The sequence below is a fragment of the Trichocoleus sp. DQ-A1 genome (genome assembly GCF_039961955.1).
Classification (GTDB): domain Bacteria; phylum Cyanobacteriota; class Cyanobacteriia; order Cyanobacteriales; family FACHB-T130; genus FACHB-T130.
Genome location: NZ_JAMPKE010000012.1, coordinates 62,950 through 85,760 on the forward strand (window position 1 = coordinate 62,950; position 22,811 = coordinate 85,760).

17 protein-coding genes are annotated in these 22,811 nt (G+C 46.0%); 13 read left to right on the forward strand and 4 right to left on the reverse strand.

Going from position 1 to position 22,811, the window contains the following annotated elements; all coding sequences use genetic code 11:
- Positions 1-154: 154 nt before the first annotated feature.
- The 3 genes from NDI33_RS13905 (at position 155) to NDI33_RS13915 (ending at position 6,310) form a co-directional block, all read left to right on the forward strand.
- Entirely contained in the window at positions 155-1,573 is a 1,419-nt protein-coding gene (locus NDI33_RS13905; RefSeq protein ID WP_199292181.1) for an adenylate/guanylate cyclase domain-containing protein, read from the forward strand.
- 760 nt (positions 1,574-2,333) lie between these two features.
- Positions 2,334-3,956 carry a ferredoxin--nitrite reductase gene (locus tag NDI33_RS13910; protein WP_347275950.1) on the forward strand — a complete coding sequence of 541 codons (1,623 nt, stop codon included), beginning with the start codon at positions 2,334-2,336 and terminating at the stop codon, positions 3,954-3,956.
- Positions 3,957-4,048: 92 nt separating this feature from the next.
- On the forward strand, positions 4,049-6,310 hold the full coding sequence (locus NDI33_RS13915) for a nitrate reductase (RefSeq protein WP_190678992.1): 2,262 nt from the start codon (positions 4,049-4,051) through the stop codon (positions 6,308-6,310).
- A 59-nt stretch (positions 6,311-6,369) separates the two neighbouring features.
- Here NDI33_RS13915 and NDI33_RS13920 read toward each other — a convergent pair whose 3' ends face one another.
- Entirely contained in the window at positions 6,370-6,603 is a 234-nt protein-coding gene (locus tag NDI33_RS13920) for a hypothetical protein (RefSeq protein WP_190415875.1), read from the reverse strand.
- Positions 6,604-7,614: 1,011 nt separating this feature from the next.
- On the opposite strand from NDI33_RS13920, the gene NDI33_RS13925 reads away from it, so the two are divergent.
- From NDI33_RS13925 to NDI33_RS13960, 8 genes are all read left to right on the forward strand, one after another.
- The gene (locus NDI33_RS13925) at positions 7,615-9,123 is read left to right on the forward strand and encodes a NarK family nitrate/nitrite MFS transporter (protein ID WP_190678887.1); all 1,509 of its coding nucleotides are present in this window, start codon (positions 7,615-7,617) and stop codon (positions 9,121-9,123) included.
- Between the two features lie 302 nt (positions 9,124-9,425).
- Positions 9,426-10,823, forward strand: a complete 1,398-nt coding sequence (locus NDI33_RS13930) for a chloride channel protein (protein WP_190678889.1) — start codon at positions 9,426-9,428, stop codon at positions 10,821-10,823.
- 140 nt (positions 10,824-10,963) lie between these two features.
- Positions 10,964-11,434 carry a nitrate reductase associated protein gene (locus NDI33_RS13935; protein ID WP_190415882.1) on the forward strand — a complete coding sequence of 157 codons (471 nt, stop codon included), beginning with the start codon at positions 10,964-10,966 and terminating at the stop codon, positions 11,432-11,434.
- A gap of 65 nt (positions 11,435-11,499) precedes the next feature.
- Positions 11,500-12,516 (forward strand): peptidoglycan-binding protein, encoded by a 1,017-nt coding sequence (locus tag NDI33_RS13940; protein WP_242033283.1) that lies wholly within the window; start codon positions 11,500-11,502, stop codon positions 12,514-12,516.
- Between the two features lie 459 nt (positions 12,517-12,975).
- Positions 12,976-13,860 carry a TIGR02587 family membrane protein gene (locus tag NDI33_RS13945; RefSeq protein ID WP_190678891.1) on the forward strand — a complete coding sequence of 295 codons (885 nt, stop codon included), beginning with the start codon at positions 12,976-12,978 and terminating at the stop codon, positions 13,858-13,860.
- Positions 13,857-14,282 carry a TIGR02588 family protein gene (locus tag NDI33_RS13950; protein ID WP_190440019.1) on the forward strand — a complete coding sequence of 142 codons (426 nt, stop codon included), beginning with the start codon at positions 13,857-13,859 and terminating at the stop codon, positions 14,280-14,282. Before NDI33_RS13945 ends, NDI33_RS13950 begins: the two co-directional genes overlap by 4 nt.
- A gap of 54 nt (positions 14,283-14,336) precedes the next feature.
- Positions 14,337-15,473 carry a serpin family protein gene (locus NDI33_RS13955; RefSeq protein ID WP_190678893.1) on the forward strand — a complete coding sequence of 379 codons (1,137 nt, stop codon included), beginning with the start codon at positions 14,337-14,339 and terminating at the stop codon, positions 15,471-15,473.
- A 4-nt stretch (positions 15,474-15,477) separates the two neighbouring features.
- On the forward strand, positions 15,478-16,077 hold the full coding sequence (locus NDI33_RS13960; protein ID WP_190678895.1) for a DJ-1/PfpI family protein: 600 nt from the start codon (positions 15,478-15,480) through the stop codon (positions 16,075-16,077).
- A 363-nt stretch (positions 16,078-16,440) separates the two neighbouring features.
- Here the strand turns inward: NDI33_RS13960 and NDI33_RS13965 are convergent, their stop codons facing one another.
- Positions 16,441-16,836: an S-layer homology domain-containing protein gene (locus tag NDI33_RS13965; RefSeq protein ID WP_190678896.1), complete on the reverse strand. Its 396-nt coding sequence runs from the start codon at positions 16,834-16,836 to the stop codon at positions 16,441-16,443.
- 231 nt (positions 16,837-17,067) lie between these two features.
- Between NDI33_RS13965 and NDI33_RS13970 the strand changes: the two genes are divergently transcribed.
- Together NDI33_RS13970 and NDI33_RS13975 are read left to right on the forward strand one after the other, a co-directional pair.
- Positions 17,068-18,606, forward strand: coding sequence for an FAD-dependent oxidoreductase (locus tag NDI33_RS13970; protein ID WP_190678897.1), 1,539 nt, complete (start codon positions 17,068-17,070; stop codon positions 18,604-18,606).
- Positions 18,607-18,737: 131 nt separating this feature from the next.
- Positions 18,738-19,598: an SDR family oxidoreductase gene (locus tag NDI33_RS13975; protein WP_190429986.1), complete on the forward strand. Its 861-nt coding sequence runs from the start codon at positions 18,738-18,740 to the stop codon at positions 19,596-19,598.
- A gap of 344 nt (positions 19,599-19,942) precedes the next feature.
- Here NDI33_RS13975 and NDI33_RS13980 read toward each other — a convergent pair whose 3' ends face one another.
- Entirely contained in the window at positions 19,943-20,992 is a 1,050-nt protein-coding gene (locus NDI33_RS13980) for a hemerythrin domain-containing protein (RefSeq protein ID WP_190678903.1), read from the reverse strand.
- Between the two features lie 544 nt (positions 20,993-21,536).
- The gene (locus NDI33_RS13985; protein WP_190415051.1) at positions 21,537-22,574 is read right to left on the reverse strand and encodes a hemerythrin domain-containing protein; all 1,038 of its coding nucleotides are present in this window, start codon (positions 22,572-22,574) and stop codon (positions 21,537-21,539) included.
- Positions 22,575-22,811 lie beyond the last annotated feature (237 nt).

Consider the following 22,811-nt stretch of genomic DNA (forward strand, 5'->3'; position numbering starts at 1 on the left):
AAAGTTAAAACTTTTGAGAGTTTTGAGTTTCAAGAAGATTTTTTCGTTCAAAACTAAAAATTTAAAATTTCAAACTTTTTAGAAAATACCAAGTAACCATTACCAATTACCCCTGATGAAAGTTGCCGCGTTCCGTTCAATTCATACACGAATTATGACCGCCACGACACTCTTGATTGTGGCGATTGTTGGTTCTGTAGTGTGGCTGTGGGCAAAGAACGAGAGACAACTTTACCGCGAACAGAAACGGCGTGAAGTCCAGCAGCTAGCGATCGCCTTATCTAATACCTGGACTAACGAACTTGAAGACCAAAATTGGGGTCAGATTCGGCTCGGTTTCAATCTACTACTGAAGCGCAACCCAGATTTTGTTTACATTCTGATCTCCGATGTGCGATTGTCAAATCAAATCGTCGCCGCCAGCGAAAGCGAACTTCAGGAACAGTATGTTCCCGATATTGTGCCTGTGTGGGTAACGGACTCGGCGCTGGCAGTATATGACGATACCCGTGTTGTTGAGACATTCCTCCTACGCGACATTACTTTCAACCGCAAAGTGCGGGCACGCCAAGGTGAAACTGCCATCGAAGTTGCCGCCGCGATTCGCAACTCTTCGGGGCAAAAAATTGGGACGTTGCGGATTGGGATGTCACTGCGGCAGGTCAATCAAGCGGTCGCGATCGCTGTCGAAAAAGCGCTGTTTGTAGGTGTTTTTGCCCTCTCCTTGGGTCTTTTCGGTTCCTACCTGTTGGCAACAGAACTCAGTAGTCCTGTGCGGCGGTTGCAATTGAGTGCTGCCAAAATAGCCGCAGGCGATTTACACCATCGGGCTGAAATTTACCGCAAAGATGAAATCGGCGCTTTAGCGATCGCTTTCAATGATATGTCGGCGGCGCTACAAGGTTTATTTAGCCGACTACAAAAAACTATCGAGTCCTTTCATCGATTCGTCCCGGAGAAATTTCTCCTTGTAATTGCACCCGACGGCATCGAGAACATCCAAGTCGGCTTTGCCTCGACGCGCACGATTACCATCCTATTTGCCGATATTCGGGGCTACACGGCAATGTCAGAACAAATGACGCCTTTAGAAACCTTTTCATTTTTAAATGACTACCTCGCCTGCATGGGGCAAGTGATTGACAAGTCCGGCGGTTTCATAGACAAGTATATCGGCGACGCGATTATGGCGCTCTTCGATGATGAAGCGACGGACAACGCTCTGCACGCAGCGTTAGCAATGCGACAGCGACTTAAAATCTTGAATGAAGAGCGATCGCATCAAGGTTTGCCAACCATCGACATCGGTATTGGCATTCATCGAGGCGAGGTCGTCATGGGTACCGTTGGATTTAGCTCCCGTATCGAGTCTACAGTTGTTGGGGATGCCGTAAACGTAGCCGCTCGTGTCGAAAGCCTCACCAAAAACTACGACAGCACCATCCTCGTCACCAAGCCAATCGTCGAAGCGCTGCGCCACCCCGACACTTTCCCCCTGCGCTTAGTCGATAAGTTTGTTCGGGTGAAAGGCAAGGAAGAGCTAGTAGCGATTTACGAGCTTGATGCAGTGTAGGTTATTTACCGAGTCTATTTCCTCGATAAGCTCCTCTCTTCTCTTCCTCTGCGCTCTCTGCGTCCTCTGCGGTTCGTTTTTCCCAAATTAAAGAAGACTGTTATATATTCCAGGAAAGGCTGAAATTTTAAAAATTCTTAATGTCTCCGCTTCAAGGATTTTGAGGATTTTGACACGATAAGGCAGCGCTCAAGAATCTTCAACTAGACAAACTGATTAAGATTTTAAAAATGTATCAAATGCGCCAGTTTTTTTTACAGAATGGTGAATAATTTACTCATATAAATCTTACTAATTACTCAGTATTCTAGGAGAACCTCACCCCTTCTCTTGCGCCCCTCTGTATCTGAAGGAAAGCGACTGGGTGAAAATTTCAAATGATGCCTATTTAAACGGGTTTCCTTTCAGATGGATCCCTCCATAAGTTTTGCCTGTTAAAGCTTACAGCTATTTTGAATAATACCGAGAGAGAAAACGAAACCCTAGGAAATAGAGGTTACAAGCAGGTGTGGCTTGAAATTTAATCTTCAGTGCCCCAATAATATCCTGTTTGGCAAGTAATCATAAAGATAGACTTTTAAAATTAAAAATATTTCAAAAGAAAGGTTTCCTTGGCAATAGGCAGCTTCTGTAACAAAGTCTACCGTTTCAATTTTAAAGGTCGCCTAACTTAGCAGAAAAAGCAGTATTTAACAGCGAGAGCAATAGCTGTGCGGTTACACGTGCAATTGCGCCAGATACAGGTACGCAAGGAGGAACCGTGACAAACGTAACCACCCCTACAGAAGCAATAAAGGCAACCAAGCCTACGGAAAAACTAAATAAGATTGAAAAAGCCAAAGCTGCAAAACATCCCCTATTGCTGAAGCAAGAACTGGAGCATTTTGCACAAATTGGCTGGGAGGCGATGGACGAGTTTGAGCGGAACCAAGGGCTAAAGTGGTTGGGTTTTTTCCATCGCACGGTGACACCCGGCAAGTTCATGATGCGAATGCGGATACCCAACGGCATTTTGACCAGCACTCAGATGCGAGTATTGGCTGAAATCGTGCAACGCTACTGCACGGGTTCGGGATTTCAAAATCAGGGAAATGCCGACATTACCACCCGACAAAATTTCCAATTGCGAGGGATTCGGATTGAGGATATCCCAGAGATATTCAACCGTTTGTTAAAAGCCGGTCTGACTTGCATTCAATCGGGAATGGACAACGTTCGGAACATCACGGGTTCGCCAGTTGCAGGCATTGATGCGGCTGAATTAATTGATACGCGGGGGATCGTCCGCAGCCTTCAGGACATGATTACCAATAACGGTGAGGGCAATCCCGAACTCAGCAACCTACCCCGAAAATTTAACATTGCCGTTGCCGGGGGTCGGGATAACTCCGTTCATGCCGAAATCAACGACCTTGCCTTTATCCCCGCATACAAAAACCACACCATTGGATTTAACGTCATCGTCGGCGGCTACTTTGCGCCGAATCAGTATGTAGAAGCCATTCCTCTCGATGTTTGGATTCCTCCTGAAGAGGCTGTCTCTTTAAGTAAGGCAATGCTGGAGGTTTTCCGGGATAATGGTCCCCGCGAGAATCGGCTAAAGTCCCGGATTATGTACCTGATTGAGGGCTGGGGCGTTGAAAAGTTTCGGGCGGAAGTCGAAAAACAACTAGGGCATTCGCTGGAATTGGCGGCTGAAAAAGATGAAATTGACTGGGACAAGCGCGACCATATTGGCGTTTATCCTCAAAAGCAACCCGGACTGAACTACGTCGGTTTGCACGTCCCTGTCGGTCGCTTGTATGCCCATGAAATGTTTGAACTTGCGCGAATGGCGGAAGTTTATGGCGGCGGGGAGATTCGTCTGACTGTCGAACAAAATTTGATTATCCCCAATATCCCCGACACGCGCTTAAATCCCTTCTTAGAAGAACCACTGCTTCAAGAACGGTTGTCTATCGATCCAGCCATCTTGAACCGGGGGCTGGTTTCTTGCACAGGTAGCGAGTTCTGCGGCTTTGCGCTGATTGAAACGAAAAACCGGGCGCTTGCCTTGATTCAGGAACTGGAGGAAGAGTTAATTCAACCGCATCCGGTTCGCATTCACTGGACAGGTTGCCCAAATTCCTGCGGTCAACCGCAAGTTGCAGATATTGGCTTCATCGGTACGAAGACACGCAAAGATGGTCAAACCGTAGAGGCGGTGGATATTTGGATGGGTGGCAAGGTCGGGAAAGATGCACACCTGGGCAAAGAAATCATGAAAAAGGTTCCTTGCGAGGACCTCAAGTCAGTGGTGAAAGACTTGCTGATCGAACACTTTGGGGCAATTCCCAAGCAGCCACAAGAAAAGCTAGAAGCAGAGATTGCCGTTAGTCGTTAGTCATGCGTCATTAGTCACTTGCTAATTACGAATGACCCATGACCCCTGACTAATGACCCATGATCCATGACCCATGACCCATGACGAATGCCATGAGTGACTCAACAAAAACCCTCTGCCCTTACTGTGGCGTTGGCTGTGGCTTAGAAGTTTCGCCGCCAGCAGCTGCAAATCGGGAGACAAATCGAGATAGCCAAGGAAATCCGATCTGGAAAGTGCGGGGCGATCGCTCTCATCCCTCCAGTCAAGGTATGGTATGTGTCAAAGGAGCGACGGTTACAGAATCGATCGATCAAAACCGTCTCCTCTACCCGATGATGCGCGACTCTCTGGATGAACCCTTCCGTCGCGCTTCCTGGGAAGAAGCCTTAGATGCAATTGTCAGTCGCATGGGTTCCATCCTGAACTCCACTGGCCCAGATGCCCTATGTCTCTATGGTTCGGGTCAGTTCCTCACGGAAGACTACTACCTTGCCCAAAAGCTTTTTAAAGGAATATTAGGCACGAATAACTTTGATACTAACTCGCGCCTGTGTATGTCTTCCGCTACGGCAGCGTATTTTTACAGCCTGGGTTCGGATGGCCCGCCTTGTTGCTACGAAGATTTAGAACTCACCGACTGTGCGTTTATCATCGGTAGCAACACCGCAGAGTGTCACCCAATTATCTTCAATCGGCTGCGGAAACACCATAAACAGAACCATCACGTCAAAATGATTGTGGTCGATCCGCGTCGCACCACCACCGCCGAAGCCGCCGATTTGCATCTAGCCATTCGACCCGGTAGCGATATCGATTTACTCAATGGCATCGCTCATTTGCTTCTACGATGGGGCAAGATGAATGTGGATTTCATTGAGGATTGCACCGCAGGCTTTTCTACCTACGCTGAGGTGATTCAACACTATCCACCGGAAGTGGTCGCCGAACGCTGCGGCATTTCTGTGGATGACTTGATAACTGTTGCCAAAATGTGGGCTGATTCTAAGCGAGTCCTCTCCATGTGGACGATGGGTTTGAACCAATCTTCCGAAGGGACTGCCAAAGTATCCAGCTTGATCAACTTGCACCTGATGACGGGTCAAATTGGCAAACCCGGAAGCGGCCCTTTTTCTCTGACAGGTCAACCAAACGCGATGGGGGGGCGGGAAGTCGGGGGTTTAGCTCATTTGTTGCCCGGATATCGTTTAGTGAAGAATGACCAGCAGCGAACTGAAGTCGAGCAGTTTTGGAAGCTTCCCGCCGGAAAGATTTCGCCGGTTCCCGGTCGCAGCGCTTGGGAAATTATCACCGGACTAGAGACGGGAGAGGTAGAGTTTCTTTGGATTGCGGCGACGAACCCGGCGGTGAGTATGCCAGACTTGGAACGAACGAAAGCGGCGCTAAAGCGATCGCCTTTTACGGTCTATCAAGACGCCTACTATCCCACGGAAACTGCTGCCTTTGCTCACGTTCTACTCCCGGCGGCGCAGTGGGGCGAAAAAACTGGGACGATGACTAATTCGGAAAGAGTCGTCACTTTGTGTCCAGCTTTCCGCAAACCCCTAGGGGAGGCAAGGGCAGATTGGGAAATCTTTGCAGAAGTGGGTCGTCGCTTGGGATATCCCGAACAGTTTGCTTATACTCACTCATCAGAAATTTATGATGAATTTGTGCAGCTAACAAGCGATCGCCTCTGCGACCAAACCGGCATCAGTCACGAACGTCTGAAAAAAGAAGGCCCGATTCAATGGCCCGAACCGATTAAAAATGCAAAATTAAAAACTAAAAAGGAACCGGGAAAATCTTCCCTCGGCACCTCTAAAAGGCTTTACACCGACTTGCGCTTCTCGACACCGGATGGACGGGCGCGTTTTGTTGCTAAGCATTCGCGGGGACTCGCAGAACCCCCCGATTCAAACTTCCCCTTTGTCCTAACGACGGGCAGGCTGTATGGGCACTGGCACACGCAAACTCGTACCGGACGGATTGCAAAAATCTCCCAAATGCATCCGCAACCGTTCATTGAGATTCATCCCCGCGATGCTGCGAAGTTGGCGATTCAGGAGAATGACTGGGTGGAAGTGCGAAGTCGTCGCGGAACTTCTCGATTCCCAGCCAAAGTCACTCAGACCATTTCTCCCGGTACGGTTTTTGTCCCCATTCACTGGGGCGATCTTTGGGCGGATGATGCTGAAGCGAATAGCGTGACACAATCCGCATCCTGTCCCGACTCTCTGCAACCCGAACTAAAAGCTTGCGCCGTGCAACTGGTGCCGATTAATGCCCATCTAATCTCTGAGGAGTATGTGCTTCCAGAGACTCCCGAAACGGAGACTCAACCGAAAGCTTTGTCCTCACCGCTGCGTGTTTGAAGCGATCGCAAAAGCTTTGGTTTTCTATCCGCTTTCACGCCTAAATTTCTACCAAAAGTTTACTGTTCTGGGTTAACCCGAACGCTATCTGCTTTTTCTCCAAAAGCGCTCCACAAGCCTGCCTCTCCCAGCGCGATTGGTGTCTGGGATTGGAGTTTTGCAAACGTTGAACTATAAACAACCGGAATCAACCCGAAAATCATCGATACCACCGTAACCAAAAGCACCACCATCAATGGATTAGAGGGTTCTTCCTCCGCTATCAATACTTGGGGGCGTTCTTGCGTTTTCATTACTAAAACCTTTTGATTAATTTCTAAAAATTGTGCATATATTTAAATCTAGCAAAAATTCTGTAGCTGAATATACAAAAATCTTCTTTTACAAAAGTTTAAAATAGCCTGAACTCGATTTTCTCGGTAGTGATGAATTTCAGCGAATACTGCACCTATCAAAAGGAGGAAATCAGATTTAGCAAGTTTGCCGAACCCGCTGAGGGATGCAACCACCATCCGTGTCTAGAGAGGAGTCAATGTCAGGAAATGCTCACATAGGATTAATCTAATTTGGCTTGAGATTCTGAGCCTTCGACCAAATAACGCGATCGCATTCTGAAAATATAGAGACTTATCAATATTATTTAATTTTTTTAAGCCCTTACAATCTAATGGCTCCAAGACTATCTGCAAAACCTATTAATAAATGCTGACTTAGTAAGATGTGACAGATGTAAACAGATAGCTTCTAGAGGGCCTAACTAGAAAATAGCAGCAGAGAAATCGGTCTAAAAATCCAAGCTGAGGAAAGCAGCTTTAGTAAAAACTTCTCATAACTTCCCTTTGATCAAAGGGAAGTTATTTGCTTTAAAAAATCAAACGGTTATCGCTCAGGAAATACTCAAAAATAATCCCTCTATTACACATTTTGCATGAGTTGAATGCAAAATGTGCAATGGAGAAGAAAGAATACTTCACAATACAGATACAATACCTAACAAGATAGAGATTTCAAAAAAAATCTGTCTTTTGTAACAAATTCTACGAACTCAGATTATTCAGTTCATTACTCTAACAGAAGCGCTTATTGCTAAAAAAAACTAACGTTCGGCAGCTCGGCTCGATAAGGTGAGATTTTATGTTTGAAAACTTTCAAGCAAAAAATAGACCGAACCCCGTGGCAAGCGCCTAATTACGTAAATTTTTTACCTAGGATTTATATCCCCAATTGAATCTATAAAATTTACGCTAACCCAAGAACAGTTCCCGCTTTGATGCATACTTTACTTGAAAAGAAGAGGTTCTGAAATGTCCGGATTATGGTCATTTAGCGGTCGATACCGTATCTTACACCTGACCTGGTTTGCATTCTTTTTAACCTTTGTCGTTTGGTTCAACTTCGCCCCTTTTGCCACAGCGGTGAAAGCAGATTTAGGTTTAAATGAAGCCCAACTCAGAACTCTCGCTATTTGTAACGTTGCGCTCACCGTTCCGGCTCGAATTATTGTCGGCATGATTCTGGATCGCTACGGTCCTCGGATCACCTATTCATGCCTTTTAATTTATGCGGCGATTCCTTGCCTGATGTTTGCATTTGCACAGAATTTTTCCCAATTAGTATTAAGTCGCTTAGCGCTGAGCATCGTTGGGTGTGGATTTGTGATTGGCATTCGGATGGTGGCGGAATGGTTTCCCCCGAAAGAAATTGGCTTAGCAGAAGGCATTTATGGCGGCTGGGGCAACTTTGGCTCGGCAGGTGCAGCGTTTACCCTCCCGACAATTGCCACAGCAGCTGCCTTTTTAGGGGCAGGTCAAGTTAACTGGCGGTTTGCGATCGCGCTCACCGGAATTGTTACCGCTATCTACGGAATCGTTTACTACTTCAACGTTCAAGATACCCCTCCTGGTAAGGTTTACCAGCGTCCCCAAAGCAGCGCCGGAATAGAAGTGACTACCCAGAGAGACTTCTGGTTTCTGCTGGTATCGAACATTCCCTTAGTCGGCGTTTTGGGCGTCATTGCTTGGCGCTTAAATCAAGTCAAATTCCTTAACGTCACTCAACTATATATCACTTGGTTTTTGCTACTGTGCTTGTATGCATTCCAAGCTTATAACTGTTGGAAAGCAAATCACAGCTTGATGACTGGTAAAAAGCGCTACTCTGCTGAAGAGCGCTATCAATTTGGTCAAGTCGTTAATTTAGAAATCGCTTATCTTGCCTGTTTTGGCTCAGAGCTAGCTGTTGTTTCCATGCTCCCAACATTTTTTCAAAGAGGCTTTGGATTAACAGAGGCGTTAGCAGCAGGAGTTGCCGGAACTTATGCCTTTATGAACTTGGCGGCTCGTCCAGGAGGCGGCTTAATTTCTGACAAGATTGGCAGCCGGAAGTGGACGCTGGCGGCAACGCTTGCTGGCACGGGAATTGGGTATCTAGTGTTTAGCGGTTTGGGTACAAATATCCCCCTGTTCGGGGTAGTTATTGTGACCATGATTGCTTCCTTCTTTGTTATGGCAGCGGAAGGTGCGACCTTTGCAATCGTTCCTCTGATTAAGCGGCGCGTAACGGGTCAGATTGCTGGGAATGTAGGTGCTTATGGCAACGTCGGAGCGGTAATTTACCTCACTGTCTATAGCTTTTTACCTCAGGATGCTGCGGGCGATCGCATATTTTTCCAGATGCTAGGAATTGTTGGCTTAATTTCGGCTAGTCTTTGTGCGTTTCTTCTCAAAGAACCGGAAGGCTCTCATGAAGGTGAAAAAGTCGGAATAACATCCTCAAAAACTCCCGTTTTCTCGCACGAACGCGAACAAAATTAATTTTGGTAGAAGTCCTAATTGGGAATAGATGAGGTGTTAAAAGTTATACCAACTTAGGTTTAATAACTGCCTTTTTTTAAAACCAAGCGAGTAGGGGTGAGTTTCAATCTCACCCCAATATTTTTATGGCGTGTCGAGCGGGTTTAGAGATATGCTTGGCTACTCATGCTTCCTTACCAATTTAGATAGATTATTAATATTTTTTCTGGATAAAGTTGTTTTTAATACACCTAGACGGGTGATTTGGGATTAAGTTAACCTTGCTTTCCTACTCACACTGCTAGTGACTTTGAGGAGATTTTATGTCGTCTCCCGATCGAACAACTGCCAACAACGAGCATAACGTATATGCTGATACATTACCTAACGATTCCAACAGTGCAGGCGAACTAACTTATCAGCAAATTATTCTCTGTTCGGCAGTCATTGGAATTGCTGGAGGATTAGTTGCAACGGTTTATTATTACGCACTGGAATTAAGCCTGCATTTTGTTTGGCACACGCTACCAGAGGTGTTGAATCCTTACTTCCCTAGCGGATTTCCCGCCTGGAATTACGTGTGGATTGCTACCACAATTGGGGGATTTTTTGTCGGTCTCACACTGCACTTCATGGGACTTCCCGGTGAAGTTTCTCTAGTCGTTGATAAGGTACACGATCCAGGACGAATTTCTCTACGCCAAACTCCGGCAATGATTGTCGCTTCCCTGTTTTCGATTACAGCCGGTGGCAGTGCGGGACCTGAAGCCCCGCTAGTACAAATCAATGGCAGTTTTGGCGGCTGGCTGGGTCAAAAGCTCAATCTGAGCCTGACGACAACTCGCGTGCTGACTTTCTGCGGCATGAGTGCGGCACTGGGTGCCTTCTTTGGTGCGCCTCTTGGTGGCGCACTCTTCGCCCTAGAAATTCCCCATCGTCGGGGATTGGAATACTACGAAGCGCTCATTCCTGCCGTGCTTTCGGCAATTTTAAGCTTTTTTGTGTTTCGATTTAATACGGGGTTGACGATTGGGGGGATGTATCATTTTGTCGCACCTCCTAAGCTTTCCCTGGTGAATTTGGGTCAAGGCGCACTGCTGGGGGCGCTAGGGGCGCTGATTGCAATCATCTTTATTGTTCTGTTCCGGAGTATTGGGTACTTGACTCAATACATCGAACACCACACGATTGCGCTGGCTACTTTGGGAGGGTTCGCAATTGGGCTGATTGCTTTAGTGTTTCCTCAGACCCTATTTTTTGGTGAAAAGGAAATTCATACGATTGTCGAAACAGGTTCGACGTTTGGAGTGACGATGTTGCTCGCGATCGCGTTTGCGAAGATGCTAGCAGTTAGTTTCACTCTCCACTCCGGTTTCCGGGGAGGATTCATCTTTCCGCTGTTTTACATTGGTGCAGCAGTTGGCTTGGCGATTTCTCTGGCTTTTCCACAAATCCACCCGACAATCGGTATGATTTGCATGATGGCGGCAGTGAACGTGGCGGTGACAAAAACACCGATTAGTTCCACTGTAATTCTCAGCGTGCTTTCAGACACCGCAATGGTGCCGGTTCTGGTGATTGCCAGTTTTGTCAGTTTCCTGTTGACTACCCAAGTCTCCTTGATTCAAACGCAGCGATCGCGCACGCCGACCGGGTTGCAAAACCCCACCTCGCTGCCCCTATATACTGCTGCTAGTGACTTTCCACAAACCAGCCCTTGAATCCTGCCGATATTGAAAGCTTTTTACGATTGTGGTAATGCTCCTAGTAGTCGCAGTTTATGCCTTTAGGAGCTTTTTCTTTGAGAAGTTATTCATCAAAATTTTTGTTATTTTTAATGAATTAATTACCCAGAAAATGAATGAAGACTGACAAATCCACCAATAATTTTTTTCAGTTTGAAGCAGATTTTGTAGAGTCCTTGCGTTGCATTCCGATGCAGGTGCGGATGAAATTAGACACTTGCGGCGTCAAACTAAAATTGCCTCACTGGCACCAATTTAGTCAAGCGGAACGACAAACCCTGGTAGAGATGCCCTGTACCACAACAGATGAAGCTCAAGCCTACCGGAAATTACTGCACCAATTCGTTGTAGAACACACAGGCGTCTCTCCCAGCGACCTTCCGATAGAACCTCATCCAGATTGGATGGATGCTACAAAAATACCGGCTAACATTCAGGAAAAGGCAGCAGAATTTGGAGCAATACTGACACCCCAACAATGGGCAGAACTCACTCCCGCCCAACGCTTTGCTCTCATCAAACTCAGCCGCCCCAGTCACGAAAACCAAAACTTTTTACCCGCACTCCAAGAATTTCACTTAATCTGAGCTATCAAGAAATGTGAAAAAATTGCTACTTACCTTGCTGCGGCATAGTTATTAGGTTACAAACGATGCTGGCAGTGCTAGAGAAAGCGTTTGTGGTTTGTCCCATCACGCTCATTATTCATCTGCCGTCAACTTTACAGGACATCTTCAACATGCCTTTTACCGCTAGCGTTATTTCATGTCAGGAGTGGGGGGCCAGACCCCCCAAACAGTGGTCAGAGGAAACCACACCTAAATACGTGATCGTTCACCATACCGATACGCCCAATCCCCCCAGCCATATATCGAAAGGAACTGTGGATGGAGCGAAAAAATTTGCCAAAAGTGTTCAGAATACCCACATGGATGTTTTCGGCTGGTGGGATTCCGGTCATAATTTTTTGAATACAACGGACGGCGTTCTCCTAGAAGGAAGAAATGGCACTTTAGCAAAAATTAAACGAGGTTTGTGTATTCGCTCGTCTCATGCTGGCAGTGCTCTAGGCAATGAATCGCCGGGAATTGAAAATGAAGGCAGATTCATGACCCATCAGATGGGTGAAAAACAATGGAATAGTTTAGTCGATTTATGCGTTTCAATTTGCAGTTCCTGCAAAATTTCTCCTGATAATATCAAAGGGCATCGAGATTTTTCTGCCACTGATTGCCCTGGTGATTGGTTATACGCTCAACTACCCCGTTTGCGTCAAGCCGTTCGTCAAAAGTTGAGTGCAATCGGTGTTCCGACAGACGATGGTTCCTTAAGAGTTGGATCGCGAGGAGAAAAAGTCAAACAATTGCAGCAGTTTTTGAAGGACAAAGGTTTTAATCCTGGTCCCATTGATGGTAGTTTTGGTACGGGCACAGAAACGGCTGTGATTGCTTTTCAGAAATCCCAAGGGTTAAAGGCGGATGGAGTTGTGGGAACAACTACCTGGAATGCGCTCACCAACCCCACGCAAGTGCCTCCAGTTAATCTGGTGAATATGTGCAAATACTACCAAGGCTTGCCTCATCAAGATGATGCGCTGGAGTGGCTTCAGACGCAGATTCCGAAAGCAACCCTCGATGAGTTTGGGAAAAGATGGCGTAAAACAACTTAAAAATCGGGTAGAAAAGCCAGGAGTTAGGAAAACAAACGATTCAAAATCTTCTCTTCCTCCTAGCTTTTGTCAGCTTCGACAGCAATCCTTGCAGCAGTTGTCAAATTCTCTGTTCTCGTGGATCTTGCCGTGCGTCCTGGAGCAGCTTGTTTCTTCACAACTCAAAGAGGATTGCAATCGCAGTCCTCTTTCATTCATAAAATCTTGGATCTCTCTTCTTACCCTTTCTTTGCACTCTATAGCGCTAACGCGCATGACTTCGCTAGTGCGTCTTCGCGGTTGCTAAAAAAATTTACAACTTAAAGAGGACTGCTTATTCAAGAGTCAGGATTTGATAACATTTAAGGGATAAGTTGACGAACGGCTTACCGCTAGCTTCATCTGTTATTGCCTCTGGCTTGGTTGCTTGAGAATGACTTTTGGCTTGGCATAAGCGGATGAAAAGTCGATGCCCCCCTAATGAAGATTAAACGCGCTCGAAAACATAATCCCGAAAAAATTTGGTCGAAAGAATGGGATGACCTACTTCGGGGTGCCGCCGGTGGGTTTTTATTTGGAATTCCGCTACTGTACACGATGGAAGTCTGGTGGATTGGGTCGTTCACGGAACCGCCGGTGATGCTAGCTGCGATCGCTGCCACGTTTATCGTCGTTTTCTTGCTCAATCGCACCGAAGGCTTTCGCAAATATAAGGATATTCGACCGGGTGAAGCCGTAATGGATACCATTGAAGCGATCGCTATCGGCGTCGTCTGCGCGACAAGTATCCTAATTTTATTGCGCGAAATCACCTTCGATACCTCTTTGGGTGAAGCATTAGGAAAAATAATCTTCGAGAGTGTACCGTTTGCTTTGGGTGTGGCGCTAGCGCGTTCTTTTTTAAGTGGCGATCGCTATCAATCTCCTAACAGCGATGAAAATCCCCCACAACCAGACAAAACCCGTCTCAATGCGACCTTGGCAGATATTGGGGGTACTTTGATTGGTGCCACGATTATTGCCTTTAACATTGCGCCTACTGACGAAATTCCCATGCTAGTCGCTGCTTCTTCCCCTCCGTGGCTGATTGCGATTATTGTTGCCTCGCTGTTAATTTCTTATGGGATTGTCTTTCAGGCTGGCTTTACTAATCAACAACAACGGAAACAACAGCAAGGACTTTTTCAACGTCCCTTAAGCGAAACTGTTTGCTCCTATTTAGTGTCGCTTCTGGCAGCCACATTTATGTTGTGGTTCTTCCACCAGCTGAGCTTTGACGATCCGTGGCAAATGTGGTTGAGCTATACATTGTTACTAGGACTCCCAGCCACTGTAGGTGGCGCAGCAGGAAGGTTGCTAGCATGAGCCAAACGAATCAAGATAGCGATTCATCCCAACAGCAACGACCGCCGCGATCGCTTGCAGAATGGGTTTCCTTTGCGATCGCGACATCTATTGTGGCGCTACTCGTAGGACTGGTGCTGTATGACTGGGCAACCCAGAAAAATGAACCCCCGACTCTATCAGTCACCGCGAAGGAAAGAGAACTTCGTCAAACTCAAGAGCAATTCTACATCCCTTTTGAAGTGACGAATACTGGTGGAGAAACTGCTGAATCAGTCCAGATTATTGCCGAGTTGCGGGTTAATGGGAAAGTTGAAGAAACTGGCGAACAACAAATTGACTTTCTCTCCGGAGGCGAAAAGGAAGAAGGCGCATTTATCTTTAGCCGCAATCCCCGCGATGGCGAGTTAGTCGTGCGAGTCTCTAGCTACAAGTTACCTTAAGTTTTTTGATAACTGCTCATTTCCCGGTTCGCTGTAATTATTGGAAACGATGCAATGGTTAATAACAAGCTTGTCGCAGCGAATACTCAATTTGCCTTTAAATTATTTAGGGAACTTACAAAGCAGGAGCCTGACAAAAACATTTTTGTTTCTCCAGCAAGCATAGCGATCGCGCTCTCAATGACCTACAACGGCAGTGTGGGGCAGACACAAGCGGCAATGGCGATCGCGCTGGAATTGCAAGAAATGAGCTTGCAACAAGTCAACGAAGCTAACTTACAGTTGAAACAATCGCTAGAAAATCTGGATAACGAGGTGGAGTTAGCGATCGCTAATTCGCTTTGGGCGAATCAGAATGTGGAATTTAAACGGGATTTTTTGAAGCGAACCCAAGAGTTCTACGGTGCAAAAGTAACCAACCTGGACTTTAGCAGTTCCGCTGCTTTGGCAACTATTAACAACTGGGTAAGCGAAAACACCCACGGCAAAATCGAGACAATTCTCCAAAAGCTTGATCCTCAAACCGTTTTAATCCTAATTAACGCTATCTATTTTAAAGGTATTTGGGCAAGCCCTTTCGATAAAGAAAATACACACGATAGAGCCTTTACATTACTTGATGGGACGCAGAAACAGTACCCGATGATGTCTCAGCACAGAACCTACCGCTACTACCAAGGTAAGAACTTTCAGGCGGTTAATTTACCCTACGGTAGTGAACAGGTGAGTATGTACATCTTCCTTCCAGATCAAGACTCAAACTTGCAAGCATTCCACAAAAATCTGAACGCTGAAAACTGGAATCAATGGATTTACCAATTCTGGCGAGAGGAAGGAACACTTGTTTTACCCCGCTTTCAGCTAGAGTATGAAGTAGCACTCAATGATGCCCTGATTGCCTTGGGGATGGGAATGGCTTTTGAAGGAGGTTTCCAGCAGATGTCTGCCCAAGACATTGCCATTGCCAGCGTCATCCATAAAACCTTTCTCGAAGTCAACGAAGAAGGAACCGAAGCCGCCGCCGCAACTGGTATAGAAGCCTCATTCGGTCCCCCCGACCCTCCCTTTAGCATGGTGGTTGACCGCCCGTTTTTCTGCGCGATTCGGGATGATGATACTGGAAGTTTGCTGTTTATGGGTTCTATTATGGAGCCACAGACTGCAACATCCAAGCAATCAAACAGGAGTTAGGAAAATGGCGGAAAAAAAAATCTTGATGCTCGTCGGTGACTTTGTTGAAGACTACGAAGTAATGGTGCCTTTCCAGGCATTACAAATGGTTGGGCATACTGTCCATGCAATTTGTCCCGATAAGAAAGCTGGAGATAAGGTGCGAACCGCAGTCCATGACTTTGAAGGCGACCAAACTTATAGTGAAAAACCCGGTCACAACTTCACCTTAAATGCCACCTTTGATGAAGTGGAAGCGACAGAATACGACGCCTTAGTCGTTCCTGGTGGACGTGCGCCAGAATATATCCGTTTGAACCAGAAAGTATTAGAAATCACGCGCCACTTCGCCGAAGCAAATAAACCGATTGCCGCAATTTGTCACGGGTTGCAAGTTTTGGTGGCAGCGGGAGTGCTAGAAGGCAGAAGTTGCACCGCTTACCCCGCTTGCGGCCCGGATGTTAACCGGGCAGGTGGGCTTTACGTGCATATTCCACCAGACGAGGCAATGGTTGACGGTAACTTAGTAACGGCACCTGCATGGCCTGCTCATCCTAACTGGTTGGCAGAATTCTTGAAACTTTTGGGAACGAAAATCGAGCATCAAGAAATGGTTGCGGTTTAACGGTCTCAATCCTATCGGAGTTAGATAATTTACTTGTCTTAGCGCTACCTACACTTGCGATTCGGTCTTAGCTCCCCTTTTAAGGCTACGGTGTACGCACATCTTTGGTTAAGGGGCAAAAAGTTGATTGATCCCCTAAATCCCCCTTTTTAAGGGGAACTTTGACTTAATTCGCCACCTTTTTTAAGGGGGGTTGGGGGATCAAAACGGGACTTGCAAGTTAAAGAAGTCTTGTGCGTATACGGTAGCTTTAAAAGAGGGTTTGGGGGCTTTCTTTGCATGTAACATCACTAATCGAGAAGTATTGGATTAGCAACCCAGTTCCTCAATCACAACCGTCTCTTTTTTTCTGTTTTTAAAAAACTACTGGCTCGACTGTTCTCTTGTCTGGGTATCCAGCTTATCTACTCGATTACGCAAACGCTCCAACTCTAATCGATAGGTTTCTAATTGGCTTCTTGGAACCGTTAACCCTTCTTGATTAACTCGATTTCCAGCAGGATTATCAATGAGTTGTTCAACTTGATTTAAGCAGGCATTTAAACCGGCAGCAAATTCATACCGAGTTACAGGCCGATTGCCTTGAAAAGTTCCATCGCCATTTCCACTGAGACACCCATAACGCTCTGTTGGAGGTGGCATTCGAGAATTTGGATTATTGGGAATCGCTTCCTGTGCAACTGCACTGTTTGCTAACAGCAAGGCCATTCCCAAAACGGCTGGACTATATAAAAGTAGAGTCTTAAAAAATTTAGACATTTTAATTCTTTCCACTTAACTTGCGAAAAGGTAACTTGACTTCTGCTGAAAAAGAAACTTTTATATCTTATTGTAATGAAAATCAACTAGCTATGTGTTGATTGCTGCTGGGAAAAGTATCAGAGTTTACTTACTTCTAATTACAGATACCAGGTTCCGCCTTCAGACGTTATCCCAGTAATAGGTAAAGCGCTAGATATAAAAATTTATACTGTCTCAGGAGAACGCTGAATGAATTTACCAGGAACCTCCGTCTCTGTTTGGCTCGACACTACAGAAGGGACAAAATACCCGCAATTGACCAGTGATATTACCGTAGATGTTGCCATTGTAGGCGGCGGCATTACTGGCTTAACCGCTGCGTTGCTATTGAAACGCGCTGGATTAAGGGTTGCAGTAATCGAGGGATCGCAAATTGGCAGTGGTGTCACCGGCTATACGACTGCCCACCTCACCGAAGCTGCTGACGAACGCTACCAAGACCTGATTTCCTCCTTGGGCGACACGGATGCGAAGCTGGTAGCAGAATCCAGTCGTGCGGCGATTGAACGCATTGCTAAGTTTGTGGCAGAAGAGAAGATTGATTGTGATTTTCAGCGAGTGCCGGGATATCTTTACACTGAAAAATCCCAGGATGTGTCTGAAATTGAGTCAGAGGCGGAAGCGGTTAGCAAGTTAGTGATTCCGGCTGCTTTGACCAAGGATGTGCCACTGCCATTTCCGATAGAAGCGGCGGTGATGTTCCCCAATCAAGCGCAGTTTAACCCGATTCCCTATCTCCAAGGGCTTGCGAAGGCGATTGACGGTGGTGGCAGTTTTATTTTTGAGCAGTCATCTTTTGTCGATATCACCGGAGACAAGCCGAGTCGAGTTTCTACCGAACAGGGGACGGTAACGGCACTAGATGTGATTATTGCTACTCATACGCCGATTCATAATTTGAACAGCCTCCCAGACTTGTATGTAATGACCACGAAAATTGCCCCATATCGCTCTTACGTTATCGGGGTGAGATTGCGATCGCCATTACCGCCAGGACTGTTTTGGGATACCGAGGAGCCGTATCACTATACACGCAGCTACAAAGACCTGCTGATTATTGGCGGTGAAGACCACAAGACGGGTGAGGATGTGGATAATGAGGCGTGTTTCGAGCGCTTGGAAGTGTATGCGCGATCGCTCTATGATGTCGCCTCTATCGATTATCGCTGGTCAGCTCAATTGTACGAGCCGGTCGATGGTCTACCCTATATCGGGAAAACCGCAGCGAATTCTAATATCTACGTTGCTACCGGCTATTCTGGCAACGGCATGACCTTCGGCACCGTTGGCGGGATGCTAACAAGCGACTTGATTCTGGGACGGACGAATCCCTGGAGCGACCTTTACGACCCCAATCGCGCGAATATCCTAGCCAGCGCCCAGCGGTTTGTGACGGAGAATCTGGGCGTCGCCAAGCACTTTGTAGCGGATCGGCTTTTTAAATCAGAGGGCAACGAACCCTCGGACGTAGCACCAGGCGAAGGCAAAATTCTTGACATCAACGGGAAGAAATATGCCGTCTACCGCGACGAGACAGATTATCTCTGTTCGCTTTCTCCGGTGTGTACTCATGCTGGATGCATTGTTGACTGGAATAACGCCGAAAAAACTTGGGATTGCCCTTGCCACGGTGGACGTTTCAGCCCTACGGGTGAGGTACTCAATGGCCCACCGATTACGGATCTCGATCAAAAAGAATTGCCCAGTCAATTTACAACAAAAAGTTAACTACATTCACTTTTCTTTTCCCTCTCCAGATTGATTAAGTCAATCTGGAGGGTTGCTAGCGTGTTGGGTGAATAGAAACAAGAAATCTTCTCTGGATTTCATTTTTTTAGACACAGTTTAAGGACACACTAATGCCAGCAGAACAACAGCTACAACCACCCCAACATCAAGACCATCGACCGGGTACCGAATCAGAAATGACGCCTAGCCCCAAGGCAGACGATAGTAAATATCAAGGTAGTAACAAATTACGCGATAAAGTGGCGTTGATTACTGGCGGTGATAGCGGCATTGGTCGCGCAGTTTCTATCTTTTTTGCCAAAGAAGGCGCTGACGTGGCAATCATGTATCTGAACGAACACGATGATGCCCAAGAAACGAAACGGCTGGTAGAAGAACAAGGGCGCAAATGTATTACGATTCCTGGCGACATTGGTGACGAAAAATTCTGTCAGCAGGCTGTAGAAAATACGGTTGCGGAGCTTGGGAAACTCGATATTCTTGTTAACAACGCTGCCGAACAGCATCCTCAAGAAAGCATCGAAGACATCACTGCCGAACAGCTTGAGCGCACGTTCCGGACTAACATTTTCTCAATGTTTTTCTTGACGAAAGCTGCACTCAAGCACCTCAAAGAAGGCAGCGCGATTATCAACACCACTTCGGTGACAGCTTATAAAGGGAATCAGCAGCTGCTCGATTATTCGTCTACTAAAGGGGCCATTGTTGCCTTTACGCGATCGCTCTCAAAATCTCTGGTGGAAAAGGGAATTCGCGTGAATGGCGTCGCCCCAGGTCCCATCTGGACGCCGCTCATTCCCTCAACTTTCCCAGAGGAAAAAGTTGCCTCTTTTGGTAAACAAGTGCCGATGCAACGGGCTGGACAGCCAGAAGAAGTTGCACCTAGCTACGTCTTTTTGGCATCAGACGACTCTTCTTATATGTCCGGTCAGATTTTGCATCCCAACGGTGGCGATGTTGTCAATGCTTAACGCTGAGATGACTACCGATTTTTCTTGAAAGAATAGAAACCCGTTTTCTGGTTAGAGAACGGGTTTTTTGATAGATGTTAGAAGTTAGCGATGGGATGCATCCTAGGGTATACGCCTATACGTTGAAAGGTGGGTCTTGTGCGTACAAAAGCTGCTCCCCGTAGGCTGAAGAATTTTTAGTTGAGTCTGCGTAGGCAGGCTTTGTTTATGTACACCTACCCTTCTAGTGCGGGGGCGTGTACTTACCTAGTGAAACAAAAAAACTCCCACCACGTAAGTAGTGGGAGTGCAAACGTCAGTTAAGTTTAGAGAGGTATGGCTTTAGAGGTTGAGTGTGCTTCCGATTACTTCGTCGAAGCTGCCATTTCTTGCTGAATTTTGCTCTTGGCAGCTTTGAATTCGCTAGACATTTGCTCTTTTTGTTCGGTGCTGCAATTGTTGTCAATGGCTGCAAACATCGTGCTTTCTTCTTGACGAATATGATCGCCAACCGCATCCATCAACTGCTTAATTTTTGATTTGAATTCGTCTTTGGAAGAAGCAGGGTTGATCGCTTTAATTTCATCCAACATCCGCTTCATCTCGGCTTGCTCATCGTACAGCTCTTGAGTATTGTCGTCCCCGTAGAAAGAGCGAACTCTGGGATAAACGATTTCTTCTTCGGCTTGAGCGTGTGCCAATAAATCTTTGTAGAGCTGCCCAAAATACTCTTGGAGTTTTTGAGGATCGTCAGTAGCCCCAATTTCTGTAAAGATGGTGTTGGTCTTATTGTGATCCAGGCGGATGAGCGTCTGGATGTTCATATCTTGCTTATCGGTGTTTTGGGTGACGGCACTACCAAACACACCAGACAAGGCTGCAACAGCGTCTTGAACTCGTGCCCACAGTCCCTGATCTGCGTCTTTTCCAGTCAGTTCGCGGACACCCACGAGTTCTAGCAGTCCTTTGAGTTGTTCCTGGTGAGCGCGGTTCTCAAAGTTAACAGCATTTAAAGGTCCAATCGCCAGTTCAATATCAGCACCCACGACTTGAGCAGCTTTGTGAACTACGATACCGCTCATCGCCTGAGCGTGCTTCAGGAGTTCGTGTTGAACTAATTTCTGGTAGAGAGACAGCTTATCACCAGACATTAATTCTTGGGTCTTCTGAACAAATTCCTGAACTGTCTCGTGGGGTTCAGAGGGAACGCCGTACTGAACAATTACCGTTTCTAGAACGCCCAGGTTTTTCTGGTCGTCCTGGAGCATATTCTGCAAGCGATCGCGCACATCTTGATCGGGAGTGGAACCGAGCAGTGTTTGCTCGTTAGAGATGATTAAATTTTGCGTCGCTTTCATGTCTGCCAATTTTTGAGCGATCGCAATGCGCTTTGTATCGTCCAGTGTTGATACCATTTTTGTTCCTTCTTTGAAATATTATGATTTTTGAATCTTTATGAATAATCTCACAATCTCTTAAGGTAATTCATCTTTCCCGCGACTGAATCCAAAAGTATGGTTTATAGAGGAGATAAATACTTTTAACTTATAGATTTTTATTTGGAATTCAAATTATTAAAACTTCTACTTTTGATAGTTTGCAAAATTAGGGTTCTTGAGTATATTGGTTAATTCATCTAAACAAGTTTAAAGAATATATCGCTGTAAATGATTTGTGAACGTGAGTTCTTCGGCCTCTCTAAAAAGCTGGAGAGCTGAACCAATGGTATCTCATACCTAAAAGATGATAAATATACTTTATTCCTTCAATAGAAAACGTAAAGTTACGCGCTCAAGAAAAATTAACTCGTCAATAAAATAAATCTAGGAGGATAGCTTATAGACCCTCCTAGATTTAATTGCTTTCTTCCAGCGATGGCAGTTAGCGATCGCACTTATTAACTATAGGGAAACTACGTTCCAAACCTCCCTACAGAGTTAATTCTGTTCGCGCGCACTACTACTTGCTAGAAGCTGCCATCTGGTCTTGTAGCTTGCTCTTAACAGATTTGAACTCGGTTGCCATTTGTTGTTGCTGCTCGCTGCTGAAATTATCGCGCAGCTTAGCGAACATCTCGTTCTCTTCTTGATTAATGTGATGGTTGGTAGCGTCGCTTAGCTGACGAACTTTCGCTTTGAACTCAGAAGAAGAAGGACTCATCGCCTTAATTTCATCCAGCATCCGAGCTTGCTCAGCTTGCTCGTTATACAGATCCTGCGTGTCCTGATAATAGGAGCGCACTGCTGGATAAACAACTTGCTCTTCGGCTTTAGCGTGAGCCATCAAGTCTTTGTAAAGCTGACCGAAGTATTCTTGGATCTTTTGAGCGTCGTTGGAATTCTCAATTTCCATAAACAAGGTCTTCGCCTTGCTGTGATCCATGCGAAGAATTTCACCGATAGTCATATCAGAACGGTCGGAGGTTTGGGTGACAGCACTACCAAATACCCCTGATAATGCGGCAACGGCGTCTTGAACCCGTCCCCACAGTCCTTGATCGGCTTCTTGTCCGGTTAGTTCGCGAACACCCAGAATTTCCAGAATACCTTTCAGTTGCTCTTGGTGAGCGCGGTTCTCAAAGTTAACGGTATTCAAGGGAGTAATGGCAGCTTCAACATCAGCACCAACTACTTGAGCAGCTTTGTGAATCAGTAGACCCGTCATGGTTTGCTTATGCTTAAGCAATTCATGCTGAGATACTTTTTCAAACAAAGTCAGTTCAGAACTTTCCATTAGTTTCTGAGCTTCACCAATTATCTTGGTTGTGGATTCCTTGGGTTCGGCTTTGACACCGTACTGAATAATTACAGTATCGAGAACACCGAGGTTTTTCTGATCGTCATCAAGCATATCTTGTATGCGCTTGCGAAGATCATCATCGGCGAGCGCAGAGATGAACTTTTGCTCGTTAGCAATTAGCAAGTTTTGCAGCGCTTTCATATCTGCCAACTTCATGCCAATCGCTATGCGCTTGGTATCATCTAGTGTCGTTACCATTCTTTTGTTCTCCACTCAATAATCATAGGATCGGAATCTATCTCGAAGATAGTCATCTCTGTCGAGTAGATTCATCTCTCTTTTGAGAGATCCCCCTTATTTATCCTTTTTATAACGTCCAATTTTTATTAGCTCTATCCAAAGATAGAAAAGATTCAAAACCTTAGGACTTTTCTTTTTTTTGGTTGGATTAGTATATTCTTGTTTTGGTTATTCGGCATCTATCGTAAATCATAT